The organism is Paucibacter soli (genome assembly GCF_037482845.1).
GTDB classification, from domain to species: Bacteria; Pseudomonadota; Gammaproteobacteria; order Burkholderiales; family Burkholderiaceae_C; genus Paucibacter_B; species Paucibacter_B soli.
The window spans coordinates 1-25,867 of record NZ_JBBHJW010000007.1; the positions used below are offsets into that span (position 1 = coordinate 1).

Genomic DNA, 25,867 nt, shown 5'->3' on the forward strand with positions numbered 1-25,867 from the left:
GGCGAAGAAATTGACAGGGGCGGCTGCGCCGCCCCTGTCTCGCGCCATGCGCTGCGCTTACTTCACATAGTCGGACACCACCTTCCAGCGCCCATCCTGGATCTGGGACAGGCGGGCCGCATTGCTGCCCAAGCGTTTGGTGGCCGTATAGCTGCCTTCGGCGCTACCAAAGATATCGGGAGGGAAGGTCATGCCGTCCATGGCCTTGATGAAGCCCTCTACCGTCAGATTCGGCCCGACCTTCTGGGCGACGCGGATGAAGCCATCGATGATCAGATAGCCATAGACCGAGAACACCGTCGGATCGTCGCCGAACTTGGTCTTGTACTTGGTGGCCCAGAAGCGGATCGGCTGCGAGGCCTCGTCCAGATAGGGATGTTGCGTGGCCATGGCCGCATACATGCCGTCCATCGCCTTGCCGCCGAGCTTGTGGATCAGGTCGGTATAGGCCGCGCTGGAGCCCAGGAAGACCGGATTGAAGCCCGTCTTGCGGGACTCCGCAATGGTTCCTATGGTCTCGCGGATGATGGTGCCCAGCACCACCATCTCGCAATTGGCGGCCTTGAGCTTGGCCACTTGCGAGGAGAACTCGGTGGCGCCGCGCTTGAAGCTGGTCTTCTCGGCCAGCTCCATGCCCATGCCCTTGATGCCGGCCTCGGCGCCACGCAGCACCTCCAGGCCGAAGTCGTCGTCCTGGTAGATGGTGCAAACGCGCTTGAGGCCCTTCTCGCTCGCCAGCTTGGGCGCCATCAGACGAATCTGCTCGTAATAGGGCACGGCGAACGAGTACTTGAGCTTGTGGAAGGGCTCGTACATCTCGCGCGCGGCGGTGAGCGGCCAGAAGTTAATGACGTTCTTCTCAAACTGCACCGGCATGGCCGCCAGGTTCTGCGCGGTACCGATATGGCCGGCCATGATGAAGATCTTGTCCTGATTGACGAGTTTCTGCGCCGCCAGCACCGCCTTCTTGGGGTCGTAGCCGGAATCCTCGATCTTCAGCACGATGCGGCGCCCGTGCACACCGCCCTGCTCGTTGAGCTCGTCCACGCGCAGCTGCATGCCCGCCCTCACCTGCTTGCCGTAGCCCGCCAGCGGCCCGGACAAGTCCTGGATCGAACCCACGGTGATCTCGGTCTTGCTGACGCCCTGCGTCTGCGACTGAGCCATGCCGGCGGCCAGCGCAAGGCTGGCAAGGAGGAACAGGCGTTTCTTCATGGTGGTGTCTCCTGGTTTGGCCTGTGAGGATGGAAGCTAAGGCTAGCTGCGGTACATGGATTCAATCAAGTCGGCGTACTTGCGCTGCACAAAGGCGCGCTTGAGTTTCATGGTGGGCGTCAGTTCATCGTCCTCGGCGCCAAGTTGGGTCTCCAGCAGGCGGAACTGCTTGATCTGCTCCACGCGGGCGAACTGCTTGTTGACCTTGTCGATCTCGCCCTGCACCAGCTCGCGCACCGCCGGTGCACGGGTCAGGCTGGCGTAGTTGGAGAAGGGCACATCGCGATCCTGGGCGAACTTCTCGACGTTCTCCTGGTCGATCATGATCAACACGCTGAGATAGGGGCGCTTGTCACCGATCACCACCGCGTCGGTGATGTAGGGCGAGAACTTCAGCTCGTTCTCCCATTCGCTGGGCGTGATGTTCTTGCCGCCGGCAGTGATGATGATGTCCTTCATGCGGTCGGTGATGCGGAAGAAGCCCTGCGCGTCTACCGTGCCCACGTCACCGGTATGCAGCCAGCCTTCCCTGTCTATCGTCTCGGCGGTCTTCTCGGGCTGGTTCAGATAGCCCATGAAGACATTCGGGCCGCGCATCAGCAACTCCTGCGTCTGCGGATCCAGCCTGAGCTCCACGCCGTCGGCCGCCACACCGATGGTGCCCGGCCGCATCGCGTCGGGCCGCATGATGGTGCCCAGCGCGCAAGACTCGGTCTGGGCCCAGCCCTCCAGCATCGGCACGCCCAGCGAGAGATACCAGCGGATCAGCTCCGGCGAGATCGGTGCCGCGCCGGTGAGCAGGGCCCGGCAGCGATGGATGCCCAGCATCTTGCGCACATTGTCCAAAGCGAGCAGGCGTGCCAGCCGGAACTCCAGCTTCAAGCCCGCCGGCACGGGCCGCCCGGCGAGCACCAACTCGGCCACGCGCGTGCCCACGCCCAGGCCCCAGGCGTACACGGCCTGCTGCAAAGGCGACGCCTCCTTGATCGCGATCGCGACACCCGAGTAGAACTTCTCCCACACCCGCGGCACCGCGAAGAACAGCGTCGGGGCGATCTCGCGCACGTTCTCGGCCACGGTGGCCGGGTTCTCCACGAAGTTCAGCACCGCGCCGGCGTACAGCGAGGCGTAGGCACCCACCAAGCGTTCGGCGATATGGCACAGCGGCAGAAAGCACATGCGCTCGTCGCGCCCATCCTGCGGCAGGCCACGCACCACCATGCGCATGCTGTAGACCAGGCCGGCATGGCTGTGCATGGCGCCCTTGGGTTTGCCTGTCGTGCCCGAGGTATAGACCAGAATGGCCAGATCGCCGCCATGGCGCGATGCCAGGCGCTCGGCAAACAGCTGCGGGTGCATGGCGTCATAGGATCGCCCCAGTTCGCGCAGCGCCGCCAGGCTCATCACCATCGGATCGGCAAAGCGCTGCAGCCCGGCCATGTCGAACACGACGATGTGGCGCAGCAGCGGCAGCGCGGCGCGCACCTCCAGGGCCTTGTCGAGTTGCTCCTCGTCCTCCACGAACAGGATCGTGGTCGATGAATCCGCGCACAGATACTGCACCTGGCTGGCCGCATCGGTGGGGTAGATGCCGTTGGTGACGCCGCCTGCCGTCTGGATGCCCAGATCGGCCAGCAGCCAGGGCAGCACCGTGTTGGCCAGGATGGAAGCGCAATCGCCCGGCCTGAAGCCCAGCGCCGCCAGCCCCATCGCGATCTCGCGCACCGCCACGCCGGTCTGCGCCCAGCTCCAGGCCGCCCACAGGCCCAGCTTCTTCTCGCGCAGAAACACCCTGGCGCCGCGCTCGGCACAGGCATTCCAGAACAGCTGGGGCAGGGTCTCGCCCGCCACCGACACCGCTTGGCGCTCCACCGGCTGCATTGCGTCCCAGAGATTGCTCATGCTCGCTCGCCTCAATAGGTATCCGGGCTAGCGCCAGGTCTTCTTCTTCTTCCAACGCCGCTCGCCACGCGCGCCGCCTTCCTTCATGCCGAGGTAGAACTCCTTGATGTCGTCCTTCTCACGCAGGTTCTCACAAGCGTCTTCCATCACGATGCGGCCGTTCTCCAGCACATAGCCGTAGTCGGCCGCGTTCAGCGCCATATTGGCGTTCTGCTCCACCAGCAGCACGGTGGTGCCGCGCTCGCGGTTGATACGCACCACGATCTCGAAGATCTCCTTGGTCAGCTTGGGCGAAAGGCCCAGGCTGGGCTCGTCCAGCAGCATCAGCTGCGGCCTGGCCATCAGTGCACGCGAGATCGCCAGCATCTGCTGCTGGCCGCCCGAGAGCAGGCCGGCCGGCTGCGCCATGCGCTCGCGCAGGATGGGGAAGTAGCCGCACACCACTTCCAGATCGCGCGCCACGCCGTCGCGGTCGCTGCGCGTGTAGGCGCCCATCAGCAGGTTGTCGCGCACGCTCAGCAGCGCAAACACCTCGCGGCCCTCGGGCACATGGCTGAGACCGGCGCGCACGATGGCCGCCGGGTCCTGCGCCGTGATGTCGTGGCCCAGGAAGCTGATGCTGCCCTTGCGCGGATCGAGGATGCCCGAGATGGTCTTCAGAATCGTGCTCTTGCCCGCGCCATTGGGCCCCAGCACGGTGGCGATCTCGCCCGCACGCACCTGCAGGCTCACGCCGCGTATCGCCTTGATGGGGCCGTAGGCGCTCTCCACATTGGCAAGCGTGAGGATGGGCTCGGCGCTCGTGCTGCTCATGGCCTGGGCCTCCGCAGCGAGCTGGCAGCGGCGGCGCTGCCCAGATAGGCCTCGACCACCCCCGGGTGCGCCTGCACCTCGGCCGGCGTGCCCAGCGCCAGCACCTCGCCCTGGTTCATCGCCAGCACGCGGTCCGAAACCTTGGAGACCAGGCCCATGTCGTGCTCCACCATCAGCACCGTGATGCCCAGGTCGCGCTGGATGTCCTCGATCCAGAACGCCATGTCGCCGGTCTCCTCCACGTTCAGGCCCGAGGAGGGTTCGTCCAGCAGCAGCAGCTCGGGCTCGGTGGCCAGCGCGCGTGCCAGCTCCACCACCTTGCGCACCCCGTAGGGCAGGCCCGCCACCAGGGTGTCGCGGTAATGCTGCAGGTCCAGGAAGTCGATCACCTCCTCCACCTTGCGGCGCGTCTGCCGCTCGGCCTCGCGCACGCGCGCGGTGAACAGCCATTCGCGCCAGAGGCTGCGGCGATGGTGCACATGGCGGCCGATCAAGAGGTTCTGAAGCACGCTGGCATGCTCGAACAGCTCGATGTTCTGGAAGGTGCGCGCAATGCCCAGGCGCGCCACCCGATGCGGCGCCACCTGGGTCAAGACCTGACCCTTGTAGCGGATCTCGCCGCTGCTGGGCTGGTAGATGCGGCTGATCAGGTTGAAAACCGTAGTCTTGCCGGCACCATTCGGGCCGATCAGCGTGAACACCTCGCCGCGCCGCAGCTCGAAGCTGACCTGGTTGACCGCCAGCACGCCGCCAAAGCGCAGGCTCAGCCCATGCGCGGCGAGCAGGACGTCGGCTTCGGTGCGTGCGCTCATTTCAGCCGGTCCGATTTCTGGAAGGCCTTCTGGCGCTTGAACAGGCCGCGGCGGTAAAAGGGAAACAGCTGCAGCCAGGTGCGCGCCTTCAGCCAGCGGCCGTACAAGCCCAGCGGCTCGAAGAGCACGAAGGCGATCAGCACCAGGCCATAGACCGCGGCCTGCAGGCCCGGCGCCTGGCCGATGGCGGCGGGCAGGCCGTCCTTCATCAGCGCGATCAGCTGCGGCATCGTGATCAGGAAGATCGCGCCCAGAAAGGCGCCATGCACCGAGCCCAGGCCGCCGATCACGATCATCAGCAGCAGGTCTATGCTCTGCAGGATGTTGAACTGGTCGGGCGAGAGAAAGCGGATCTTGTGCGCATACAGCGCCCCGCCCACCCCTGCCAGCGCCGCCGAGATCGCAAAGGACAGGGTCTTGTAATAGGCCAGGTGGATGCCCATGCTCTGCGCCGAGATCTCGGAATCGCGGATCGCCACGAAGGCGCGGCCGGTGGGCGAGCGCAGCAGGTTCAGCACCCCCAGGGTGCAGGCCACGGCCAGCAGCAGGCACACGAAGTAGAAGGACGCGTCGGTATCCGCGGCCCAGCGCCAGCCACCCAGCTGGAGCTGCAGCGCCCCCACCATCTTGCCGGCATTGCCGCCGGTGACGCTCTCCCAGCGCGCCAGTAGCTCCTCGACGATGAAGCCAAAGGACAGGGTCGCGATGCCCAGGTAGATGCCCTTCACACGCAGCGCCGGCAGCCCCACCACCGCGCCCACCGCGGCGGACAGCAGGGCCGCCACGGCGATCGAGAGCGGAAAGGGCCAGCCCTGCGCCGCCAGCACCGCCTGCGTGTAGGCGCCCACGCCCAGAAAGGCCGCGTGCCCCATAGAGAACAGGCCGGTGAAGCCGGCCAGCAGCATCAGCCCCAGGCCGACGATGCCGTAGATCAGGATGAAGGTGAGCTGCGCCAGCCAGTAATCATCCACGCCCCAGGGCGCCGCCAGCAAGGCAAGCAGGAGCAGGCCGTACCAGAAGCGCTGGCCGCCATGTTTGAACAGGTCGATGTCCTGGTCGTAGCTGGTCTTGAAGATGAAGCGCATCGCTGCCGGCCCCTAGACCTTCTTGCGCAGCTGCTCGCCGAACAGTCCGTTGGGCCTGGCCATCAGCATCAGCAGCACCACCACATAAGGCGTCACGTCCTTGAAGCCCTCGGGCAGATAGAAGCCCGCCAACGCCTCCACCACGCCGATCACCAGGCCGCCGACGATGGCGCCGGGCAGGCTGCCGAAGCCACCCACCACCGCGGCCGGAAAGGCCTTCAGGCCTATCAGCCCCATGTTCGCGTGCACGAAGGTGATGGGCGCCAGCAACAGGCCGGCAATCGCCGCCACCGCCGAGGCCAGGCCCCAGACCAGGCTGTTGAGCCGGCGCACCGGGATGCCCATGTAGTAGGCGGCGAGCTGGTTCTGCGAGGCGGCCTGCATAGCGATGCCCACCTTGCTGCGCTTGAACAGCAGGTAGAGGCCGGCGCACAACAGCGACGTCACGGCAATGATCACCAGCTGCTCCAGCGCCAGCACCAGCCCACCCAGCTGCAGCAGCTCGCCGCGGTAGGGCAGCTCCAGCGCATGCGTCTCGGTGCCGATGCCGGGAATCATGGTGATGGCGCCGCGCGCCACATAACCCAGGCCCAGCGTCAGCATGACGATGGAAAACGCCGGCTGGCCCAGGATGGGGCTGATCACCAGGCGCTCCAGCGCCAGCCCGAACAGCGCCATCGCGGCGATCACCGCTGGCACGGCCACCCAGGCCGGCAGGCCCAGGCCCGACAACAGGGCCAGCCCCATGAAGGCGCCCAGCATCATCAGATCGCCCTGCGCGAAGCTGACCGTCTCGGTGGCCTTGTAGATGAGCACAAAGCCCAGCGCGATCAGGCCGTAAATGCAACCCTGGGCAACCCCGCCGACCAGCACTTGCAGGACCTGCATTGAGGCATGTCTCCAGCTTGTTGTGCCCGCAGTTTTAACCAGGCTTCGCCAGCCTGTATGCCCGAGAAAACCCGTGCGTCGGCGCCTACTCTTCCTGGAAGGCTTCCTCGCGCTTGCTCTTGATCGAGGGCAGCATCACGATCACCACCAGCAGCAGGGCGGCCGCCAGCAGGCCGGCCGACAGCGGCCGCGTGAAGAAGGTACCCCAGTCGCCGCGCGACAGCAGCAGCGCGCGGCGCAGGTTCTCTTCCATCATGGGGCCGAGAATGAAGCCCAGCAGCAGCGGCGCCGGCTCGCAGCTCAGCTTGTAGAACGCATAGCCCACCACCGCGCAGGCCGCCGTCATGTAGACGTCGAAGGCACTGTTGTTGAGCGTGTAGGTACCTATGCAGCAGAAGGTCACGATGGCCGGGAACAGGAAGCGGTAGGGCACCGTCAGCAACTTGATCCAGATGCCGATGAGCGGCAGGTTCAGCACGATCAGCATCAGATTGCCGACCCACATCGAAGCGATCAGGCCCCAGAACAGCTCGGGGTTGCTGGTCATCACCTGCGGGCCGGGCTGTATGCCCTTGATGGTCATCGCGCCCACCATCAGCGCCATCACCGCGTTGGGCGGTATGCCCAGGGTCAACATCGGGATAAAGCTGGTCTGCGCGCCGGCGTTGTTGGCCGATTCGGGCCCGGCCACGCCCTGGATGGCGCCCTTGCCGAAGGGGATGCGCGGGTTGCGCACGGCCTTCTTCTCCAGCGTGTAGGAAGCGAACGAGGCCAACAGCGCGCCGCCGCCAGGCAGCACACCGAGGATGGAACCCAAGGCCGTGCCGCGCAGCACCGAGGGCCAGGCCTCCTTGAAGTCCTCCTTGGTGGGCCACAGCCCCTTCACATCCTTGGTGAAGACCTCGCGGTGCTCGGCCGGCTGGCCCAGGTTCGCGATGATCTCGCCAAAGCCGAACACGCCCATCGCGATCACGACGAAGCCGATGCCGTCGGTGAGCTCGGGAATGTCGAAAGAAAAGCGCGGCGTACCCGAGATCACATCGGTGTTGATCTGGCCCAGCAAGAGGCCCAGCAGAATCATCGAGATCGCCTTGATCAGCGAACCCGAGGCCAGCACCACCGCGCCGATCAGGCCCAGCACCATCAGCGAGAAGTACTCGGCCGGGCCGAACTTGAAGGCCAGCTCGGTGAGCGGCGGCGCAAAGGCGGCGATGATCACCGTGCCCACGCAACCGGCGAAGAAGGAGCCCAGACCGGCCGCCGCCAGCGCCGCACCGGCGCGCCCCTGGCGCGCCATCTGGTAGCCGTCGATCGCGGTCACCACCGAGCTCGACTCGCCCGGCACATTGATCAGGATGGCGGTGGTGGAACCGCCGTACTGCGCGCCGTAATAGATGCCCGCCAGCATGATCAGCGCGGGCGTGGCGTCCAGCGCATAGATCGAGGGCAGCAGCATCGCGATGGTGGCCACCGGCCCCAGGCCGGGCAGCACGCCGATCAGGGTGCCCAGCAAGGCGCCGCCCAGGCAGTACAGCAGGTTCTGCAGCGTCAGCGCGGTATGAAAGCCCAGCGCCAGATTGCTCAAGAGATCCATGGCGCGCTCCTCAGTTGACCAGCAAGGTGGGCCACACGGGGATCACCAGCTTCAAACCCCAGATGAAGACGACCCAGCTGCCCAAGGTCAGGATCACGCTGTTGAGCAGCGCATCCTTCCAGTGGAACTCGTCACCGGCCAGAGCGGAGATGAAGATCAGCAGTGGCAGTGTCAGCACCAGGCCCAGCCTGGGCAGCGCCAGCCCGAACATCACGATCGCGCCGACGATCAGCAGCAGCGGCTTCCAGGCAATGCTGCCGATCGGGTCGCCGCCGGCCGATTCGATCGTCAGCGACTTGAACAACACCAGCGCGCCCAGCAGGGCCAGCAGCACGCCCAGGCCGAAGGGGAAGTAGCCAGGGCCGGGGCGGGCCGAGGAGCCAAAGCTGTATTCGCTGGAACCCCAGGCGAAGGCAATGCCCACCAGCACGAACATCAGCCCCGACCAGAAGTCTCTCTGGCTCTTGATCTTCATAGCGAACCCTTGCGTGGATGTCGTTGACGCGCGATTCTAGGCAGCCGGGGTGCCCGGCCCTGTGTGGTTACCACGTAAGGACAAACAGCCCCTCAGCCTTCCCATTGCGGGGTGCTGCGCAGCACCTCGTCCAGGGTGGTCAAGCCTTCGGCGACCTTCATCGCACCGGCCAGGCGCAGCGGGCGCAGGCCCTCCTGCACCGCCACGCGGCGCATCGCCGAGGTGTCGGTGACCGGATGCAGATGCGCCTTCACGCCTTCGCTCAGCGTCAGCAGCTCGTACAGACCGGCGCGGCCGCGGAAGCCGGTGTTGCGGCATTCCAGGCAGCCCACCGGCTGGTAGGGCTTGACGCCGCCATTCATGCGCCAATGCTTGAGCATGTCGTTGAGCGTGTCGCGCGTCACCGCCGGATCGGGCTTCTTGCAATGCACGCACAGGGTGCGCACCAGGCGCTGCGCCAGCACGCCGATCACGGTGGCATTGATCAGGTAGCTGGGCACGCCCAGGTCGGTCAGCCGCGTGATGGCCGAGACCGCGTCGTTGGTGTGCAGGGTGCTGAACACCAGGTGGCCGGTCAGCGAGGCCTGGATCGCCATCTCGGCCGTCTCCAGGTCGCGGATCTCGCCCACCATGATGATGTCCGGGTCCTGCCGCATCAGCGCACGCAGGCCTTCGGCAAAGCCGAAATCCAGCGCGTTCTGCACCTGGGTCTGGTTGAAGGCCGGCTCGATCATCTCGATCGGATCCTCCACGGTGCAGACGTTGACCTCCTCGGTTGCAAGGCGCTTGAGCGTCGAGTACAGGGTGCTGGTCTTGCCGCTGCCGGTCGGGCCGGTCACCAGGATGATGCCGTGCGGCTGGGCCGTGAGGCGGTTCCAGCGCTCGGCGTCGTGGGCGGTGAAGCCGAGCTGGTCGAGGTCCTTGACGGCGGTATCGGGGTCGAAGATGCGCATCACCATCTTCTCGCCGAAGGCGGTGGGCAGGGTCGAGAGCCGCATTTCAACTTCGTCGCCGGCGGGGTTGCGCGTCTTGATGCGGCCGTCCAGCGGGCGGCGGCGTTCCACCACGTCCATGCGGCCCAGCAGCTTGATGCGCGAGGTCATCGCACTCATCACCGAGGGTGGCAGCTGGTAGACGGTGTGCAGCACGCCGTCGATGCGGAAACGGATCACACCCATCTCGCGGCGCGGCTCCAGATGGATGTCGCTGGCGCGCTGGTCGAAGGCGTATTGCCACAGCCAGTCCACCACCTGCACCACGCCCTGGTCGTTGGCATCGAGCTGTTTGTTGCTGCGCCCCAGCTCCACCAACTGCTCGAAGCTGGAGACCTGGGTGACCTCGCCGGTCTTGGTGGCGGCGCGCACCGAGCGCGCCAGCGTGAAGAACTCGGTGGTGTAGCGCGCGATCTCCAGCGGGCTGGCGATCACCAGCTTGATGCTCTTGCGCGTGTGCGACTCGATCTGCGCCACCCAGGCGGTATCGAAGGGCTCGGAGGTGGCGATGGTGACGTCGGTCAGGCCCACCATCACCGGCAGGCAGCGCTTGGCCTCGGCATAGCCCACCGACATCACGTCGGCGATGCGGCCCACGTCGACCTTGAGCGGGTCGATGCGCAAATAGGGCAGCTTCAGGTGTGCGGCCAGCCATTCGGAGAGCGCGTCCACGTCCAGCGGCTTGCCATTGGCCACCCGCGTCAGCCCCGCATGACCCAGCCGCACCAGCGGATGCAGGGAGCTGTCGCCCGCGGCGAAGCGCTGCTCGGTGCGCAGCACCTGGGCCTCGTCGATCACGCCATCCTCGCGCAACCAGTGCAGCAGCCGGCGCCACTCCAGACGCCCGGCCGGCGGGGCCGCAGCGGCCGTGCCCACCTCGCTGCCGCTCTTGCTGCTGCTTTGCTTGTTGCTGTTCATGTATAAGGCTAGTCCACGAGCTGGTTGATGATGGACAGGGGCAGCGGCCTCACCAGGCGCAGCCATTTGCGCGCCGGCAGGTCGTACTGCGACTCGATGGTAGCCGCTCGGCGCTCAAGTTCCTCGCGCTCCGGCACCTGCACGCCGCGCGCCGCCACCACGATGGTATTGCCCTCCTTGGTGGGCGCCAGGCTCCACACCTGATCGCTGCCGAACACCTTGGCGATGCGCAGCGCGCTGCGCGCAAAGCTGGCATCGCGGCCGAACAGGTTCACCGTCATCAGCCCGCCATCGGCCAGCAGGCCGCGGCAATGCGCGTAAAAGGCCTCGTCGTCCAGCACCGGCGAGGCGGCGTCGTGGTCGTAGAGGTCCACATTCAGCACCTGCACCGTCTGCAGGCGTTCGGGCTCGGCCACCCAGCGCGCGGCGTCCTCGTTGTAGACGGTCAGGCGCGCATCGTCCTCGGGCAGGTGGAACCAGGCGCGGCAGGCCGAGATCACCGTCGGGTTGATTTCCACCGCGCTGGTCTGCATGCGCAGCACCTTGTGGCAAAAGCGCGTGATCGCGGCCGCCCCCAGGCCCAGCTGCACCGCATGGCCCTGGCGCAGCTCGGCGCTGTCGCGCCACAGCATCCAGGCCATCATGCGCTGCACATATTCCAGCTCCAGGGCCTGGGGCTTGCGGATGCGCATGGCACCCTGCACCCAGATGCTGTCCAGGTGCAGAAAGCGCACGCCGTCGAATTCCGAGAGAGTAGCGGGCGCCCATGCGGGACGGGACTTCTTGTTGTTGTTCTTGCTGCTCATATCAATCCATGTCGTGCGAATACCTCGCCCCAGGCCGCCAGCTTGCGTTCGAAAGACCAGCTGGCGTTCGCCGGGCTGGTGGAGGGCAAGCGGTAGACGGGCAGGCCGAGTGCCGCGGTGACGCGCAGGCTACGCGCCGATTCACCCCCATTGTGGGCGATGGCCTGCAGATCGGGCAGCTGGGAAACCAGGGCCGGCAGATCGTTGGGCTGGGCGGCGCGGATGGCGGTGTCCAGGCTGCCCGCGCGCTCACAGCTGGCGTAGACATCCCAGATCGCCAGGCCATGCGCCCCTGCCGCCGCAACCCGCTGCGCATAGGGCATGGCAGGCAAGTCCTGACCCCAGAGCTGGCCCAGGATGCGCCAGAACTGGTTGCGCGGGTGGCCGTAATACTGCTGCGCCCGCAGCGAGGCGACACTGGGAAAGCTGCCCAGCACCAGCAGGCGCGCGGCTGGCGACCAGATCGGCGCCAGGCCTTGCAGACGAAGCGCGTCAGCGGGCATCAGCGGTCATCCGCCAAGCATGGCCAGCCGCGGCAGGGCCTGGCGCACATTCGCACTGGTGATGGCCGCGGCCTGCTCCAGCGTCCAGCCACGCAGCGCCGCCAGGTTCTGGGCGATGCGCGGCAGCTCGGCCGGCTCGTTGCGGCCCATGGCCTCGCCGGCGGCGCGTTGCTCTGCCGTCTTGTACAGCCAATGCGGCGGGATGTCGGGCGCATCGGTCTCCAGCACCAGCGCCGTCTCCAGCACGCTCTGGGCCAGGCGGCGGATTTGCAGCGAGCGCTCATAGGTGAGCGTGCCGCCGAAACCGAGCTTGAAGCCCAGCCCGACAAAAGCGGCCGCCTGCTGCTCGCTGCCATTGAAGGCATGGGCGATGCCGCCGGCCACCGGCACGCGGCGCAAGCCCGCCAGCAGCTGGTCGGCGCTGCGCCGCACATGCAACAGCACCGGCAGCTCAAAGCTGCGCGCCAGCTTCAACTGCTCCAGATAGAAGTGCTGCTGGCGCTGCGCGTCCAGGCCAGGCACGAAGAAGTCCAGCCCAATCTCGCCCACCGCCACCAGGCGAGGGTCGCCGTGATGCTGCTTCAGCGCCTCGGCCAACAGGGCCAGGTCTTGCTCGCCGGTCCGCATCACATACAGGGGATGGATGCCCAGCGCATAGGCGAAACCGTGACGATGGGCAAGCTCGCGCACGGTCTCGAAATTCGCAGCTGCAACGGCCGGAATCACCATCTGCGCCACACCCGCGGCGTGCGCACGCGCCACCACCGCCTCACGATCCGCGTCGAACTCCGGCGCGTCCAAATGACAATGGCTATCTATCCACACTAGCGAAACACGACGGTACGGTTGCCGTTCATCAGCACGCGATGCTCGGCATGCCACTGGATGGCGCGTGCCAGGGTCACGCATTCCACATCGCGGCCTATCGCCACCAACTGCTCGGGCGGCATGCTGTGGTCGATGCGCGCCACCTCCTGCTCGATGATGGGGCCTTCGTCGAGGTGCGAGGTCACGTAGTGGGCGGTGGCGCCGATCAGCTTCACGCCGCGCTCATGCGCCTGGTGATAAGGCCTGGCACCCTTGAAGCTGGGCAGAAAACTGTGGTGGATATTGATGGCCCGGCCCGAGAGGAATTCGCACAACTCGGGCGAGAGGATTTGCATATAGCGCGCCAGCACCACCAGGTCGATCTGGTTCTCCGCTATCACCTCGCGGATCTTGCGCTCCTGGGCCTGCTTCTGTTCCTCGCTGGCATTGAGCAGCGGGAAGTGGTGAAACGGGATGTTGTGCGAGGCCGCGAGTTGGTAGAAGTCGCGGTGATTCGAGACGATGGCCGGGATCTCGATCGGCAGATGGTTGGTCTGCACGCGGAACAGCAGGTCGTTGAGGCAATGGCCCAGTTTGGAAACCAGCAGCAGCACGCGCGTCTTGGCGGCGCTGGCCACCAGTTCCCAGTCCATCTTCAGCCGCTCGGCATGGCCGGCAAAGGCCTGGCGCAGCGCCTGGACCTGCACCGGTTTCGCGCATTCGAACTCGATGCGCATGAAAAAGCGCTGGTGCGCCGCGTCGCCATGCTGGGCCGAGGTCAGGATGTTGCCGCCCTGCTCCAGCAGAAAGCCGGTGACAGCATGGACGATGCCGGGTTGATCGGGGCAGCTGAGCTTGAGGATGAAGCGGGTAGAGGTCATGCGGCGATGCTACTGCACGCCCGCCTCGGCCAGCCCTCCGGCCAGGTTCAGGCGGGTTTCACATTGGGCCGCAAGGCCCTGGTCGTGGGTGACCATCACAAAGGCCGTGCCCTGCTCGCGCGCCATCGCCAGCATGAGCTCGAACACCGCCTGCGCGGTGCCGCGGTCCAGATTGCCGGTGGGTTCGTCGGCCAGCACGCAGGCGGGCTTGGTGACCAGGGCGCGGGCGATTGCCACGCGCTGGCGCTCGCCGCCCGAGAGCTCGCCGGGCCGGTGGGCCACACGCGCGCCCAGGCCCACGCGCGCCAGCATCGCCGCGGCCACCTCGCGCGCCTGGCCCAGCGGCATGCGGCGTATGCGCAGCGGCATGGCCACATTGTCCAGCGCGCTGAACTCGGGCAGCAGGTGGTGGAACTGGTAGACAAAGCCCAGATGCAGGTTGCGCCAATCGCCACGCGCCTTTTCACTCAGGCGTGCCAGGTCCTCACCCATCAGGCTGACCCGGCCGGCGCTGGGCTGGTCCAGGCCGCCAAGCAGGTGCAGCAAGGTGCTCTTACCCGAACCCGAGGCGCCCACGATGGCCAGGGTCTGGCCACGCTTCACCGTCAGGTCCACGCCCGACAGCACCTGCACGTTCAGGCCGCCTTCGCTGAAGCGCCTTGTCAGGCCTTCGCCCTGAAGAACCACAGCCTCATTCATAACGAAGGGCCTCGGCGGGTTGCACCCGGCTGGCGCGCCAGCTCGGGTAGAGCGTGGCCAAAAAGGCCAGGATCAGGGAGGTGATGGCAATCGGCACGATGTCGCCCGACTGCGGATCGCTGGGCATGCGGGTGATCATGTAGATGCTGCCGGGCAGGAACTGGGTGTTGAGCAGGCGCTCGATGGTCGGCACGATGACATCCAGATTGAAGGCCACCAGCAGGCCCAGGCCCACGCCCGAGAGTGTGCCTATCACGCCCGAGGCCGCGCCCTGCACCATGAAGATGCCCATGATGGAGCGCGGGCTGGCGCCCAGGGTGCGCAGGATGGCGATGTCGGCCTGCTTGTCGGTCACCGTCATCACCAGGGTGGAGACCAGGTTGAAGGCCGCCACCGCGACGATCAGGGTCAGGATGATGCCCATCATGCGCTTCTCGACCTGCACCGCGTCGTACCAGTTGGCATTGGTGCGGGTCCAGTCGCGCACGCGGATCTCGGGGCCCATGCTGCGCGCTAGCTGGTCTGCCACCTGACGTGCCTGGTGCACGTCCTGCAGCCTGAGCTGCACGCCGCTGGGCCCGGCCACCTTGAAGAACTTGGCGGCGTCGGCCACATGGATCAGCGCCATACCGCTGTCGTATTCGTAGTGCCCGGCGTTGAACACGCCGACCAGGGTGAACTGCTTGAGCCGCGGCGTCACGCCCACCGGCGAGACATCGCCGCTGGGCGCCACCACGGTGATCTTGTCGCCCTCCACCACGCCCAGCTGGCGCGCCAGCTCGATGCCCAGCACGATGCCCCAGGCGCCCGGCTTCAGGCGCGCCAGCGCGCCGTCCTTGAGCTGCGCCGCCAGCGGGGTGACGCCGGCCTCCTCGGTGGGCGAGATGCCGCGCACGATGGCGCCGCGCATGTCCTCGCCACGCGCGATCAGCACCTGCGAGGCGATGAAGGGCGCCGCCGCGGCGATTTGTGATCCAAGGGTCGGGTTCTCGCGCGCCTTCGCCGCCGTGGCCTGCCAGTCGGCCAGGCCTTCGCCGGTGTAGGACAGCAGCTCCACATGCGAGATCACCGAGAGCATGCGGTCGCGCACCTCTTTCTGAAAGCCGTTCATCACCGAGAGCACGATGATGAGGGCCGCCACCCCGAGCGCGATGCCCAGCACCGAGACGCCGGAGATGAAGGAAATAAAGCGGTTGCGCCGCCCGCCGCGGCCGGCGCGGGTGTAGCGCCAGCCGACTTGCAGTTCATAAGGCCAGTTCATAGAGGGCGGATGCTAACTGACGGGTCAGTGCGCCTCGTCCCAGTTGCTGCCCACGCCTACCTCGGCCAGCAGCGGCACCTTGAGCTGGGCCACGCCGGCCATCAGCGCGGGCACCTGGGCCTTCACCCAGTCCAGCTCGGCGTCGGGCACCTCGAACACCAGCTCGTCGTGCACCTGCATGACGATGCGGGTCTGCTTGCCCTGCTCATCCAGCGCCGCCTGCACCGCGATCATGGCGAGCTTGATGAGGTCGGCCGCCGTGCCCTGCATGGGCGCGTTGATCGACTGACGCTCGGCGCCGGCCTTGCGCGGGCCGTTGCCGCCCTTGATCTCGGGCAGATAGATGCGGCGGCCGAACAGGGTCTCGACATAGCCGAGCTCGGCGGCGCGCGCCTTGGTGTCGTCCATATAGCGCTTCACGCCGGCAAAGCGGGTGAAGTAGCGTTCGATATAGTCCTTGGCGGCCTTCTGCTCAATGCCCAGCGATTGCGCCAGACCGAAGGCGCCCATGCCGTAGATGAGGCCGAAGTTGATGGTCTTGGCATAGCGGCGCTGTTCGGTGCTGACCTCATTCACCGGCGTGCCGAACACCTCGCTGGCGGTGGCGCGGTGCACGTCCATGCCCTCACCGAAGGCGCGCAAGAGGCCCGGGTCCTCGCTGATATGGGCCATGATGCGCAGCTCGATCTGCGAATAGTCGGCGCTCACGATGTGATGCCCGGCGGGCGCCACAAAGGCCTCGCGCACGCGCCGGCCCTCGGCGGTGCGGATGGGAATGTTCTGCAGATTCGGATCGTTGCTGGAGAGCCGACCCGTCACCGCCACCGCCTGCGCATAGTTGGTGTGCACGCGGCCGGTGGCGGGGTTGACCATCAGCGGCAGCTTGTCGGTGTAGGTGCTCTTGAGCTTGGCCAGGCCGCGGTATTCAAGAATCTTGGCCGGCAGCGGGTAGTCGGCCGCCAGCTTGTCCAGCACCTCTTCGTCGGTGGAGGGCGCGCCGGTGGCGGTCTTCTTCTGCACCGGCAGGCCCAGCTTGTTGAACAGGATCTCGCCGATCTGCTTGGGGCTGCCCATATTGAAGGGCTGGCCGGCGATGGTGTAGGCCTCCTGCTCGATCAGCACCAGGCGCTGCGCCAGCTCATGGCTTTGCGCCTGCAGGCGCGCGGCGTCGATCAGCACGCCGTTGCGCTCGATGCGCGCCAGCAGGGCCGAGACGGGCATCTCGATCTGCTCGTACACAAAGCTCAGCCCGGCGTCGGCCTGCAGCCTGGGGTAGAGCAGCTCATGCACCTGCAAGCACATGTCCGAGTCTTCGCTGCTGTATTCGGCGGCCTTGGCCACATCCACCTGGGCAAAGGGGATCTGGTGCACGCCCTTGCCGCACAGATCTTCGTAGCTCAGGCCGGCGCGGCCCAGCCAGCGCTCGCCCAGTGCACCCAGGCCATGGCTCTTGTGCGCCTCCAGCACATAACTTTCCAACATCGTGTCATGCACGCAACCGGCCACCGCGATGCCGTGGTTGGCCAGCACATGCGTGTCGTACTTGATGTTCTGGCCCAGCTTCTTCTTGCCGGCATCCTCGAACCAGGGCTTGAGCCGCGCCAGCACCTCGTCCAGCGGCAGCTGCGCGGGCGCATCCGGCCCGGCATGGCGCAAGGGGATGTAGCAGGCCTCGCCCGCCTTGACGCTGAACGAGAGACCGACGATGCGTGCCTGCATGCCGTCCAGGCTGTCGGTCTCGGTATCGAGCGCGGTGAGCGCGGCGCTGTCCAGCTTGGCCAGCCAGGCGTCGAACTGGGGCCAGCTCAGCACCGTCTCGTAGGCCTTGGCGGCAGTGGCCTCCTGCGGCACCGGGGCTTCGGCAAACATGTCCTCCGTAGCCTGTGTACGTGACGGCACCGGTTTGGCAGCCCCCCCCTCCAGCTCACGCAACCAGGTCTTGAAGCCGTTGCGGCGATAAAAATCCTGCAGCGCCGCTTGGTCCACCGCTTGCAGCGCCAGCGCGTCCAGCGCCGGCCAGCCGGGCACATGGCCGCTCAGATCGCAGTCCAGCAGCACGGTGACGAGCTTGCGGCCCAGCGGCAGCCAGTCCAGGGCCTTGCGCAGGTTCTCGCCGGCCACGCCCTTGATCTGGCCGGCGGCGGCGATCACGCCATCCAGCGAGCCGTACTCGGCAATCCATTTGGCGGCGGTCTTGGGGCCCACCTTCTCCACGCCGGGCACGTTGTCCACCGTGTCGCCCATCAGGCTGAGGTAGTCGATGATGCGGTCCGGCGCCACACCGAACTTGGCCAGCACGCCGGCCTCGTCCAGACGCTCGGGCGGCTTGCTCATGGTGTTGATGAGGCTGACGTCGGGGTTCACCAGCTGGGCCAGGTCCTTGTCGCCGGTGGCGATCACCACGCGGTGGCCGCTCGCCGCGCCCACGCGGGCGAGCGTACCGATGGCGTCGTCGGCCTCGATGCCGGGCACTTCCAGCACCGGCCAGCCCAGCAGCTTCACCACCTCGTGGATGGGCGCGATCTGCGCGCGCAAGGCATCCGGCATCGGTGCGCGCTGGGCCTTGTACTCGGGGTACCACTCGTCGCGAAAGGTCGGGCCCTTGGCATCGAAGACGCAGGCCGCATGCTCGGCGCCCATGTCCTCGCGCAGCTTCTTCATCATCGCCACCAGGCCGTGCACCGCCCCGGTGGGCTGGCCCTCGGGGCCGCGCAGATCGGGCATGGCGTGGTAGGCACGGTAGAGGAAGCTGGAACCGTCGACCAGCAGCAGGATGGGTTTGTCGCTCATAGGAGGCATTGTCACGCAGGCTCTAGAATCGCTGCATGAGCACCGCCCCTCAGCACAACACCGCCACGCGCCCCGACCACAGCCAGGGGTGGCACAGCGCAGCCCATCAGGCCTGCGTCGCGGTGTTAGCGGGCCTGCTGGCATTGCTGGGCGCTACCGCGCTGCATGCCGAGCCGGCCCCCGATGCCAAGGTCGAGCGCAGCGTCATCGAAGACGATGCGGTGCGCGTGGAAGAGCTGCGCGAGCGCGGCCAGACGCGCCAGGTCACGGTGCACAACAAGGGCAGCAAGGCCCCCGCCTACGAGATCCTGATGGGCGATGGCAGCCGCGATCTCTCGCAGGGCCCGGGCTCGACGCGCGGCGCCACCGGGCAGCGCGTCTGGCGCCTGCTGGACTTCTGAGCCGGCGCGCGCCGCGCGGCTCAAACCTATTTCTTTTTTCTCCTTCATGGCTGTATTCACCGAAGTCACGCATGCCGAGGCGCAAGCCCTGCTGAGCCGGCTGGACCTGGGCACCCTCACCTCGCTGCGTGGCATCAGTGCCGGCATCGAGAACACCAACTATTTCGTCAGCAGCGAGCGTGGCGACTATGTGCTGACGGTGTTCGAGCGCCTGTCCTTTGCGCAACTGCCCTTCTATCTGCGCCTGATGCAGCATCTGGCGCGCAAGGGCGTGATCGTGCCCGACCCGCAGGCCGACGCCGCGGGCGAGATCCTGCACAGCATCCAGGGCAAGCCCGCGGCGGTGGTGAACCGCCTGCGCGGCGGCCATCAACTGGCTCCCGACCTGTTCCATTGCGAGCAGGTGGGCGCGGCGCTGGCGCGCATGCATCTGGCAGGTCAGGACTTCCCGCTGCAGCAGGCCAATCTGCGCGGCCTGGCCTGGTGGCGCGAGACCGTGCCGGTGGTGCTGCCGTTTCTGGACGCCTCGCAGGCCGAGCTGATCAGCGTCGAGCTGGCCTTCCAGAACGCGCTGGCCGCCTCCGCCGACCATGCCGAGCTGCCGCGCGGCCCCATCCATGCCGACCTGTTCCGCGACAACGTCATGTTCGACGGCCTGCCCGGCCGCGAGCGCCTGAGCGGCTTCTTCGATTTCTACTTTGCCGGCGTCGACAGCTTTGCCTTCGACCTCTCGGTATGCATCAACGACTGGTGCATAGACCTGGCCAGCGGCCGCCTCGACACGCAGCGCGCCCAGGCCTTTGTGAACGCCTACGAGGGCGTGCGGCCGCTAAGCGGCGCCGAGCGCCGCCTGTTGCCGGGCATGCTGCGTGCCGCCGCGCTGCGCTTCTGGATCTCGCGGCTGTGGGACTTTTACCTGCCGCGCGATGCCGCCCTGCTCAAGCCCCATGACCCCACGCATTTCGAGCGGGTACTGCGCGCGCGCATTGCCGAACCCTGGCACGCCTTGAAGGATTGATGACCTTGAGTGCTTCCTCGTCCTCGATGATTCTGCATCTGCAGACCGTGCCGGCACGCAACGGCGCGCTATGGGTGCGGCATGGCCTGAAGGTGTTCCAGCGCAAGCCGCTCGCGCTCACCGGCCTGTTCGGCATCTTCATGTTCATGGGCTTTGCGCTGATGCTGATCCCGGCGCTGGGCCCGCTGCTGCTGCTGGCCACGCTGCCGCTGGTGTCGCTGGGCTTCATGCTGGCCACCCACCAGGTGCTGCAGGCGCAGACCCCCACCGTGGCGGTGTTTCTTGCGCCGCTGCAGCTCACGCCGGAACGCCGCCGCACCCAGCTTGCGCTGGGTCTTGCCTATGCACTGGCCACCGTGGCCATCATGTTCTTCAGCGACTGGGTCGACGGCGGCAGCTTCGCCGCCCTGCAGGAGTTGCTGGGCAAGGGCGGCGATGTGGACGAGAAGGCGCTGGAGGCCGCACTGGCCGAGCCGCGCCTGCTGTGGGGCGCGCTGACGCGCCTGGGCCTGGCCACCCTGCTTTCGATTCCCTTCTGGCACGCACCGGCCCTGGTGCACTGGGGCGGCCAGGGCGCGCTGCAGGCGCTGTTTTCCAGCACCCTGGGCGTGTGGCGCAACAAGAACGCGTTTGCGCTCAGCGCGGCCTGCTGGGGTGCCCTGGCGCTGGGCTTCAGCTCGCTGCTGACCCTGACGCTCTCGCTGCTGGGCCTGGGCAAGCTGCTGCCCATGCTGATGCTGCCGGCCGGCCTGATGCTCTCGACCATGTTCTACAGCTCGCTGTACTTCACCTTTGTCGACTGCTTCATGTTCGGCGCACCGCGCGATCTGCTCAGCGACAAGCAGCGCTGAGCCAGCCTGGCTTGCGCAACGGCCCCGGCAAGCCCGGGGCCGTTTCTTTTCATGGTGGGCGCCTTCATCGTCCTGACATACCGCCTTCCTACAGTCGCGCCGCGGCCGGAGCTCTGAGCTCCGGCATCCAAACGACTCCAGCATCGGAAAGCACGCCGACCATGTCCAAGCCCACCCATCCCACCCGCCGCCAGGCCCTGAAGTTCCTGGGCACCCCGTTGATGCTGCCGCTGGGCGGCATCACCGCCGCCAGCCTGAGCGCCTGCGGCGGTGGCGACGATGACGTCGCGCCCACGCCCACGCCGGCGCCGGTGATCTTCAGCTCGGCCAGTTTCACCGCCATGGCCGCGCCCAGCCTGGCTGTGCCGGCCGACATGGCCAAGACCCTGGTGGCCTCCAGCCTGGACGTGACGCTCAGCGACGGCAGCAAGCAGAGCTTCAAGCTGGCCTACCAGGCCTTCTTCCTGACCGGCGACCTGCTGCCGGACGGCAAGGGCGGCCAGATCCAGGCCGGCGCCTACTTCGACATCAACAACAAGCCCATCATCGACACCACGGTGGCCGGCAAGGAGCGCCAGTTCTTCTCCGACTCGCCCGACGGCACCTCGCTGCTGAGCCTGCCTAACGCCTCGGTGACGGGCATCAAGGGCAAGCCGGTGTTCGCCGTGGTGCAGTTCGAATACACCACCTGGGCGCAGGACGGCAAGACCGATATGTACGGCAAGCTGCCCTCGCCCATCGCCGTGCTGACGCTGGACCAGGACCCGGCCAGCGGCAAGCTGAGCCTGGTGAAATACCACAACGTCGACACCGCCCCGGCGCATGGCCTGTGGATCACCTGCGGCTCCAGCCTCTCGCCCTGGGGCACCCATCTCTCCAGCGAAGAGTACGAGCCCGACGCCTTCACGATCGCCGGCAACACGATGTTCAAGGCCTTCAGCAAAAACCTCTTCGGCGACGAGAGCAAGGCCAATCCCTACCACTACGGCCACCTGCCCGAAGTCAGCGTCAACCCTGACGGCAGCGGCACGATCAAGAAGCATTACTGCCTGGGCCGCATCTCGCACGAGTTGATCCAGGTGATGCCCGATATGCGCACCGCCATCATGGGCGACGACGCCACCAACGGCGGCTTCTTCATGTTCGTGGCCGACAAGGAAAAAGACCTTTCCGCCGGCAGCCTGTATGTGGCCAGGTTCGGCGCCGGCTTCTCCATCGACCCGGCCGCCGCCGGTGCGCCGCTCGCATGGATCAAGCTCGGCGCCGCCAGCAGCGCCGAGATCGAGAAGCTCGCCGACACGCTCAAGCCCAGCGACATCATGGAGGTCTCCACCAGCGACCCCAAGGACGCCAGCTTCAGCAAGATCTATCTGGGCGGCAAGCAGCAATGGGTCAAGCTCAAGCCCGGCATGGAAAAGGCCGCCGCCTTCCTGGAGACGCACCGCTACGCGGCCCTGATGGGTGGCACCATGGCCTTCACCAAGATGGAAGGCACGACGGTCAACATCAAGGACAAGATCGCCTACTCGGCGCTGCAGAACATGCAGAGCTCCATGGTCAAGGGCCATGCCGCCTGGAACGAGGCCTATGGCATCACGCTGGACAAGGCAGTCAACGCCGGCGGCGTGCTGGCCCACACGCTCAGCGCGGGCCAGAAGGACACGGCCGGCGCCGCCATCGCGAGCGAATGGGTGCCCTCACAGACCAAGACCCTGCTGGTGGGCGAGGACATCGCCGCCGACGCGCTGGGCAACCTGGCCCACCCCGACAAGATCGGCGCGCCCGACAACCTCAAGTTCTCGGAAAAGCTGCGCACCCTTTTCATCGGCGAGGACAGCAGCTACCACGTCAACAACTTCGTGTGGGCCTACAACGTCGACACCAAGACCCTGAGCCGCCTGGCCTCGATGCCCGCGGGCGCCGAGGCCACCGGCCTGGGCGTGGTGGACGATCTGAATGGCTGGACCTATATCACCAGCAACTTCCAGCATCCCGGCGACTGGATCGGCAGCCTGCATGGCAAGGTCCGGGACACCCTGGACCCGCTGGTGCGCGCCAATTACAAGGACCGCTTCGGCGCCGCCGTCGGCTACCTGACCGCCGAGGCCACCAGCGTGAAGCTGAACAAGCTCTAAGTAAGGCTTAGGCTGCCACATGACGCGAGCGGGCGCCCATAATGGGCGCCCCTTGTCATTCAAGTGTTCGTCGCCATGAAAAGCAGCCTCACGCTCGCCCTGCTCGCGCCCAGCCTCGCCGCATGCTTGGCATTGAGCGGCTGCGCCGTCGTCAGCGTGGCCGGCACGGTGGTGAGCACCACCGTCTCGGTGGCCTCCACCGTGGTCACCACCGGGGTCAAGGTCACCGGCAAGGTGGTAGAGAAGACGGTGGATGTGGTGACGGGGAGCGGGGCGGAGGCGGCGAAGTAGGTCGCCGACCAGGGCAGCGCCCGCGCTCGATCAAGCCGGCAAATACCCTCACTCTGGACGTCATGCCGGCGCGGCAATAATCCCCAGGCTGCCGGATGGGGCATGCCCCATCCGGCATGCACGATGGGCGTCGCATGGCTGGCTTCGTCCAGGCCCTTGCTACCCGGCGCCGATACTCAATAAACAAAACACAGATCCCCAGAGGATCCAGGGAGGCGCATTGAAGCGCAAACAACAGATGCTGCGGCTTGCGGCAATGATGGCGGCTGTCGCCGTAACGGCTTGCGGCGGTGGTGGTGGCGGTGGCGATGCACCGGCGCCGGTCAAGACACCGGATCCTCTGTTGGCGGCCTCCGCCTCCGACGCCTCGGCCTATGTGAACGATTTCGTCGCCTTCAATGCCGGCGCCAACGAGTCGGGCGTCAGCTATCGCTGGGAATTCAGCGACGGCCAGACCCTGAGCGGCAATGCCGTGGAGCGTCAATTCAGCAAGCCCGGCAGCTACACGGCTTCGATCACCGCGCAAAGCAGCCAGGGGACGGTCAGCAAGGGCAGCGTGGTCGTGCAGGTGCAGTCCGTACCGGCGGCAGTGCCTCGGCCTGACGGCCAACTCCTGGCCGACTGCAGCGGCGCGATCTGCGGCATCGACGCCAATGGCCGGTACAGCGGCAGCGGTATCGGCGTATGGCGCTACAGCAATGCGACGGCGCAAAGCGCCAGCGTCGATATCGACATCGCGGGCGTGCGCCCGGGTCAGGACGTCACGCTCACCTTCAGCAACGGCGGCAGCATCGACCAAGCAACGCCACCGCGGGCCGGTGTCGCCAACGCGTTGGCGAGCGCACATGCCGAAGCAGCCGCAGGCGGATCATCGCTGGCTCGTTTGGAAGACCGCGCCCACGCGCGCGCGCTGGCGGCCAATGCGCAAGCCATCTCCGACATGCGCCGGCTCCCCGAGCAGCCGCCCGGCGGCGAGCGCCGCCTGATTCAATCGGCACGCAGTGCGGCAGCGCTGCCGGTTGCGAACGGCACGACGCGCATTTGGAACGACCTTCACGACAGCGCCAGCGCGCCAACGCCCTATAGCACCAGGGCCTATGCCAGTTGCACCGTGGCCAAGGGGCGCCGCGTGGTGTTCTGGGTCGATGAGCAGCTCACCGGTCTCAGCGACAGCACCATGGCGCAGCTGCAAGACAGCTTCTGCGGCGACAACGGCACCATGTCGCGCACTGTCGCCCTGCTGGGCGACGTCTGGGGCAGCGCAGCCGATCGCAGGTGGTACTGGATCAAGGAGACAGCGGAGCAGTTGCAGGACGTGAACATGGTGATCCTGAACACGCCCAGCAGCAGCGACTGGGCGGGCTATTTCAGCCCCAGGAACAATATCCTGCGCGCGGCCGGTGGCAACTTCGCGAATTCCAATGAGGCGCTGGCCTTCTTCATCAAGGGCTCCGGGCTGATCAAGAACCCGCCCTACTATGTCTCGACCCTGGTGCATGAGCTGACTCATCTGATCAACTACTACCAGCGTTGGGTGAGCCGCGGCCTCGATCACGACAGCTGGCTGGAGGAAACCTCGGCCATGATGAGCGAGGACATCATGGCCACCACGGCCACGCCCGGTTATCACAAGATCACCCAGACTCGCTTGCCGAGCTACCTGGCCTCGGGTGCGGGCGTATCGCTGCTCAAGTGGACGGAGCTCGACGACGACCACTACAACCTGGGTGGCAGCTTCGGAGCCTTCCTGAACCGACGCTACGGCCTGGCCGTGGCCCAGCAGTTGATCACCGACTGCACGCCGACCCAGTCCAGCTACGCCTGCCTCGACGCCATCATTCGCAAAAACGGTGGCGGTGGCTTCGCCGACGAATTCGCACGCATGGGCGCCAGCGTCTTTGGCGGCATGCCCTCGCACGGTCAACCCTGGGGCTATGGTTTCCGCAAGGTCCAGGCCGGCGACTACCTGCTCAATGCCGTGGACACCGCCGCGCTGGGCGCCAAGCGCAGGAGCGAGGTGCTGGGGCAGCTGAGCAATTTCGGCATGACCAGCCATAGCTACCAAGCCGACACCGTGGCCCTGGGCGCCAGCCGCTATGTGCGCCGCGGCGTGCAGGTCCCGCCCGCTACGACGCTGACCGTGGTGGTGCGCTGATGCATTTGCGCGGCGCTGGCATGGCCGCCCTGCTGGTGCTGCTGCTGCTGGCCCAGCTGACGGCCTGCGCCGGCCAGACCGAGCCTTTGGCCGCGCACTCGGCGGCAAGCACCGGCTCGGGCCAGAACCTCTCGTCAAAATCGCTATTGCGGCTGCGCGGCCTGCTGAGCCGCAAGGGCCCCGCCGGTGACAGCTATTGGGCCATCACCGATGCCGAAGGCCTGATCTGGCGATGCGAGAGCCCGCAAGCGCAGTTGCTGGCGCAGTTGCAAGAGTTGCAGCAGCGCCAGGTGGAGGCGCTGGGCACGGTGGTCGCACTGGAACCCGAGCGGCGCTTCTCGCTGGAGCAGATTCGGCCCTCGCCCTGAACGGCGCCCGAACAAAGCCCGAATCAGGTCTTGGCTCGAGCGACTGCTTGTCAGGCGGTAGGCAAGCACGCCGGCGTCAAACACTTCCATTCCCTGCCCGCGGAGCGGACGGCTCATTGCGGACGATAGTACGGATCAGGTGGGTAGGGGTTCAGATTAAAGGCCTGACCCCGGGCCGTTCGGGCCGTTCCGTGACCCCGGGCCGTT

At 66.6% G+C, this 25,867-nt stretch carries 23 protein-coding genes; 7 read left to right on the top strand and 16 right to left on the bottom strand.

The window, feature by feature from the left end:
- Positions 1 to 57 precede the first annotated feature (57 nt).
- The 16 genes from WG898_RS14835 to polA all read right to left on the bottom strand — a co-directional run bounded on the left by WG898_RS14835 (position 58) and on the right by polA (position 18,441).
- Positions 58 to 1,215, bottom strand: coding sequence for an ABC transporter substrate-binding protein (locus WG898_RS14835; RefSeq protein ID WP_339603575.1), 1,158 nt, complete (start codon positions 1,213 to 1,215; stop codon positions 58 to 60).
- Between the two features lie 42 nt (positions 1,216 to 1,257).
- Positions 1,258 to 3,117 (bottom strand): AMP-dependent synthetase/ligase, encoded by a 1,860-nt coding sequence (locus WG898_RS14840; RefSeq protein ID WP_339603576.1) that lies wholly within the window; start codon positions 3,115 to 3,117, stop codon positions 1,258 to 1,260.
- Between the two features lie 27 nt (positions 3,118 to 3,144).
- A complete protein-coding gene (locus WG898_RS14845) occupies positions 3,145 to 3,930 on the bottom strand; it encodes an ABC transporter ATP-binding protein (RefSeq protein ID WP_339603577.1) in 786 nt (261 codons plus the stop codon).
- Positions 3,927 to 4,742, bottom strand: coding sequence for an ABC transporter ATP-binding protein (locus WG898_RS14850; protein ID WP_339603578.1), 816 nt, complete (start codon positions 4,740 to 4,742; stop codon positions 3,927 to 3,929). Before WG898_RS14850 ends, WG898_RS14845 begins: the two co-directional genes overlap by 4 nt.
- Positions 4,739 to 5,827, bottom strand: a complete 1,089-nt coding sequence (locus tag WG898_RS14855) for a branched-chain amino acid ABC transporter permease (RefSeq protein ID WP_339603579.1) — start codon at positions 5,825 to 5,827, stop codon at positions 4,739 to 4,741. Before WG898_RS14855 ends, WG898_RS14850 begins: the two co-directional genes overlap by 4 nt.
- Positions 5,828 to 5,839: 12 nt before the next feature.
- The gene (locus tag WG898_RS14860; RefSeq protein ID WP_339603580.1) at positions 5,840 to 6,715 is read right to left on the bottom strand and encodes a branched-chain amino acid ABC transporter permease; all 876 of its coding nucleotides are present in this window, start codon (positions 6,713 to 6,715) and stop codon (positions 5,840 to 5,842) included.
- 85 nt (positions 6,716 to 6,800) lie between these two features.
- Complete coding sequence (locus WG898_RS14865) at positions 6,801 to 8,309, bottom strand: tripartite tricarboxylate transporter permease (RefSeq protein WP_339603581.1); 1,509 nt, start codon at positions 8,307 to 8,309, stop codon at positions 6,801 to 6,803.
- 10 nt (positions 8,310 to 8,319) lie between these two features.
- Positions 8,320 to 8,784 carry a tripartite tricarboxylate transporter TctB family protein gene (locus WG898_RS14870; protein WP_339603582.1) on the bottom strand — a complete coding sequence of 155 codons (465 nt, stop codon included), beginning with the start codon at positions 8,782 to 8,784 and terminating at the stop codon, positions 8,320 to 8,322.
- Positions 8,785 to 8,876: 92 nt separating this feature from the next.
- Positions 8,877 to 10,694: a type IV pilus assembly ATPase TfpB gene (gene tfpB, locus WG898_RS14875; protein WP_339603583.1), complete on the bottom strand. Its 1,818-nt coding sequence runs from the start codon at positions 10,692 to 10,694 to the stop codon at positions 8,877 to 8,879.
- An 8-nt stretch (positions 10,695 to 10,702) separates the two neighbouring features.
- Positions 10,703 to 11,500, bottom strand: coding sequence for a class I SAM-dependent methyltransferase (locus tag WG898_RS14880; protein ID WP_339603584.1), 798 nt, complete (start codon positions 11,498 to 11,500; stop codon positions 10,703 to 10,705).
- On the bottom strand, positions 11,497 to 12,003 hold the full coding sequence (locus tag WG898_RS14885) for a DNA-deoxyinosine glycosylase (RefSeq protein WP_339603585.1): 507 nt from the start codon (positions 12,001 to 12,003) through the stop codon (positions 11,497 to 11,499). The genes WG898_RS14880 and WG898_RS14885 overlap by 4 nt, the downstream gene beginning before the upstream one ends.
- A 6-nt stretch (positions 12,004 to 12,009) precedes the next feature.
- Positions 12,010 to 12,828: a TatD family hydrolase gene (locus tag WG898_RS14890; RefSeq protein ID WP_339603586.1), complete on the bottom strand. Its 819-nt coding sequence runs from the start codon at positions 12,826 to 12,828 to the stop codon at positions 12,010 to 12,012.
- Complete coding sequence (gene purU / locus WG898_RS14895; RefSeq protein ID WP_339603587.1) at positions 12,828 to 13,691, bottom strand: formyltetrahydrofolate deformylase; 864 nt, start codon at positions 13,689 to 13,691, stop codon at positions 12,828 to 12,830. The genes WG898_RS14890 and purU overlap by 1 nt, the downstream gene beginning before the upstream one ends.
- 9 nt (positions 13,692 to 13,700) lie before the next feature.
- Positions 13,701 to 14,390, bottom strand: coding sequence for an ABC transporter ATP-binding protein (locus tag WG898_RS14900; RefSeq protein ID WP_339603588.1), 690 nt, complete (start codon positions 14,388 to 14,390; stop codon positions 13,701 to 13,703).
- Positions 14,383 to 15,651 (bottom strand): lipoprotein-releasing ABC transporter permease subunit, encoded by a 1,269-nt coding sequence (locus WG898_RS14905; protein WP_339603589.1) that lies wholly within the window; start codon positions 15,649 to 15,651, stop codon positions 14,383 to 14,385. The genes WG898_RS14900 and WG898_RS14905 overlap by 8 nt, the downstream gene beginning before the upstream one ends.
- Positions 15,652 to 15,675: 24 nt before the next feature.
- Positions 15,676 to 18,441 (bottom strand): DNA polymerase I, encoded by a 2,766-nt coding sequence (gene polA, locus WG898_RS14910; RefSeq protein WP_339603590.1) that lies wholly within the window; start codon positions 18,439 to 18,441, stop codon positions 15,676 to 15,678.
- Positions 18,442 to 18,476: 35 nt separating this feature from the next.
- On the opposite strand from polA, the gene WG898_RS14915 reads away from it, so the two are divergent.
- The 7 genes from WG898_RS14915 to WG898_RS14945 all read left to right on the top strand — a co-directional run bounded on the left by WG898_RS14915 (position 18,477) and on the right by WG898_RS14945 (position 25,660).
- Positions 18,477 to 18,842, top strand: coding sequence for a hypothetical protein (locus WG898_RS14915; RefSeq protein WP_339603591.1), 366 nt, complete (start codon positions 18,477 to 18,479; stop codon positions 18,840 to 18,842).
- Positions 18,843 to 18,888: 46 nt separating this feature from the next.
- The gene (locus WG898_RS14920) at positions 18,889 to 19,860 is read left to right on the top strand and encodes a homoserine kinase (RefSeq protein ID WP_339603592.1); all 972 of its coding nucleotides are present in this window, start codon (positions 18,889 to 18,891) and stop codon (positions 19,858 to 19,860) included.
- A 5-nt stretch (positions 19,861 to 19,865) separates the two neighbouring features.
- Positions 19,866 to 20,711, top strand: coding sequence for a BPSS1780 family membrane protein (locus WG898_RS14925; RefSeq protein WP_339603593.1), 846 nt, complete (start codon positions 19,866 to 19,868; stop codon positions 20,709 to 20,711).
- 161 nt (positions 20,712 to 20,872) lie between these two features.
- Positions 20,873 to 22,846: a PhoX family protein gene (locus WG898_RS14930; protein WP_339603594.1), complete on the top strand. Its 1,974-nt coding sequence runs from the start codon at positions 20,873 to 20,875 to the stop codon at positions 22,844 to 22,846.
- Between the two features lie 75 nt (positions 22,847 to 22,921).
- Positions 22,922 to 23,137 carry a hypothetical protein gene (locus WG898_RS14935; protein WP_339603595.1) on the top strand — a complete coding sequence of 72 codons (216 nt, stop codon included), beginning with the start codon at positions 22,922 to 22,924 and terminating at the stop codon, positions 23,135 to 23,137.
- Positions 23,138 to 23,357: 220 nt separating this feature from the next.
- Positions 23,358 to 25,292, top strand: coding sequence for a M30 family zinc metallopeptidase (locus WG898_RS14940; RefSeq protein WP_339603596.1), 1,935 nt, complete (start codon positions 23,358 to 23,360; stop codon positions 25,290 to 25,292).
- Positions 25,292 to 25,660, top strand: coding sequence for a hypothetical protein (locus tag WG898_RS14945; protein WP_339603597.1), 369 nt, complete (start codon positions 25,292 to 25,294; stop codon positions 25,658 to 25,660). The genes WG898_RS14940 and WG898_RS14945 overlap by 1 nt, the downstream gene beginning before the upstream one ends.
- Positions 25,661 to 25,867: the final 207 nt, after the last annotated feature.